A 1,605-nucleotide genomic window follows, 5' to 3' on the forward strand; every position below is an offset into this window, starting at 1 on the left:
GGGAAGTGTGTTCACATGGGTCAATTCTCAGTGACAATTCAGGGCGATACCGGGTCAGTTCTCAGTGACATTCAACAGCCATGGCGTTTGTAGCGCAGCGATCGGCCCCCTTGGCGCTTTACATCTTCACCGACAAACATTCAGAGCGAGACGCTTGGCTAAATAAATCTTTGTCCGGTGGTGCCTGTGTAAACGAAACATCCTTCCACGTAGTCGCGGATTCAATGCCGTTCGGCGGGGTTGGCGAGTCCGGAATGGGCGCATACCACGGCAAAGCCGGGTTCGACACGTTTAGTCACCTCAAATCCGTCTTCTATCAGCCCAAGCTAAATGGAGCTTTTTTGTTTAATCCCCCTGTGCGCCGCTATCAGCATACGGTGGGTAAGATCCTGCGTAAGTTCATCTGATCTTGGCATCAAAGATCAAAAACGCCGTAACGGGTAGAAAACGAAATCTACGTGTTTCGGTTTCAACTTTGACTTGAGTGGCCAGTGCAGGAACCGGGGCAAAAGAGTGAGGATGAACCAATGAAAACTGCGTTTGTAACGGGTGCTGCTACGGGAATTGGGCTGGCAACGGCGACCAAATTGGCGCGTCAGGGGTGGAAAGTGGGATTGTTTGATATCAATCAAGAAGGAATAAACAAACTTCTTGAACGTTCTGAATTTGCAGAGGCTTGCGGCGGGTTTTGCGGCGTCTCGGACAGAGGTTCGATTGAAGGTGCACTTGCCCTGTTCAGCGAGCACACAAATGGGCATCTGGATCTTTTGGTGAACAATGCGGCCGTCTTGAGCGGAGGGCCGTTTGAACTTGGCGATGCGCAGGCGAACGATGCGATGGTCGAGGTGAACGTGAAAGGTCTCACCAACGTGGCACAGCTGGCGTTTCCTCTGCTCAAAGAAACTCCGGGTGCGACGATGGTGAATCTTTGCTCCACATCAAGCGTCCACGGCATCCCTCTGATAGCGGTCTACAGTGCAACCAAGTTCTATGTGAATGGGCTGACAAAGGCCTTGAACCTCGAATGGAAAGAGCACGACATCCACGTGACCTGCGTAAAACCTCCTGTTGTGCAAACATCAATGGGGAGCCAGAAGATTTTAAGGAACTTGTCGCAACGGCCCACGCCGGTGCCATCAGCGCCGCATTGCTGCATTGGATCAACGGGGGGTGTACGCCAGACCCCGATACAATAAGCCGCCTTTTCGCCGCTCTCTTCGATACAAACCATCTCGACCGGGCTGCATATAGAAATCGAAAAACATCAGAACTTTAGGGATGTATTTACAACCCTAAAAACCAAAGAGAAGCAATATGACAAAGCCAAATCAAAAAATGACCCCGCAAGAAGCACTCGACTATTTCGATAGTCTCGATGTAGTGCCCGCAGATATGATGATCGGTAAATGGCGCGGAGATGAGCCTCCCCCTTTGAAGTGGTCCGCCCCTATGATTAGGAAAGCTGAGGATCAGAGATGGCCATTAAAAGACCCAAGCCCGAAGAGATTGTCGTGAAGTTGCGGCAGGTTGAAGTTCTGATGGGGCAAGGGATGCCCCGGATTGATGCGATCAGACAGATCGGAGTGACGGAACAAACCTATTACC

General features: G+C 51.2%; 2 protein-coding genes and 1 pseudogene. All 3 read left to right on the plus strand.

Going from position 1 to position 1,605, the window contains the following annotated elements:
• Positions 1-80: 80 nt before the first annotated feature.
• The gene (locus FOY56_RS23335; RefSeq protein WP_246139582.1) at positions 81-407 is read left to right on the plus strand and encodes an aldehyde dehydrogenase family protein; all 327 of its coding nucleotides are present in this window, start codon (positions 81-83) and stop codon (positions 405-407) included.
• Between the two features lie 120 nt (positions 408-527).
• Positions 528-1,196: an SDR family NAD(P)-dependent oxidoreductase gene (locus tag FOY56_RS23340; protein WP_146348537.1), complete on the plus strand. Its 669-nt coding sequence runs from the start codon at positions 528-530 to the stop codon at positions 1,194-1,196.
• A gap of 279 nt (positions 1,197-1,475) precedes the next feature.
• A pseudogene (locus FOY56_RS23345) lies at positions 1,476-1,605 on the plus strand (IS3 family transposase); the annotation flags it as partial.

Origin of the sequence: Falsiphaeobacter marinintestinus (assembly GCF_007923355.1) — a bacterium.
GTDB classification, from domain to species: Bacteria; Pseudomonadota; Alphaproteobacteria; order Rhodobacterales; family Rhodobacteraceae; genus Phaeobacter_A; species Phaeobacter_A marinintestinus.

Excerpts from the sequence above, each read along its gene's own strand:
- FOY56_RS23335 (WP_246139582.1), top strand. The coding sequence starts at position 81 with ATGGCGTTTGTAGCGCAGCGATCGGCCCCCTTGGCGCTTTACATCTTC.
- FOY56_RS23340 (WP_146348537.1), top strand. The coding sequence starts at position 528 with ATGAAAACTGCGTTTGTAACGGGTGCTGCTACGGGAATTGGGCTGGCA.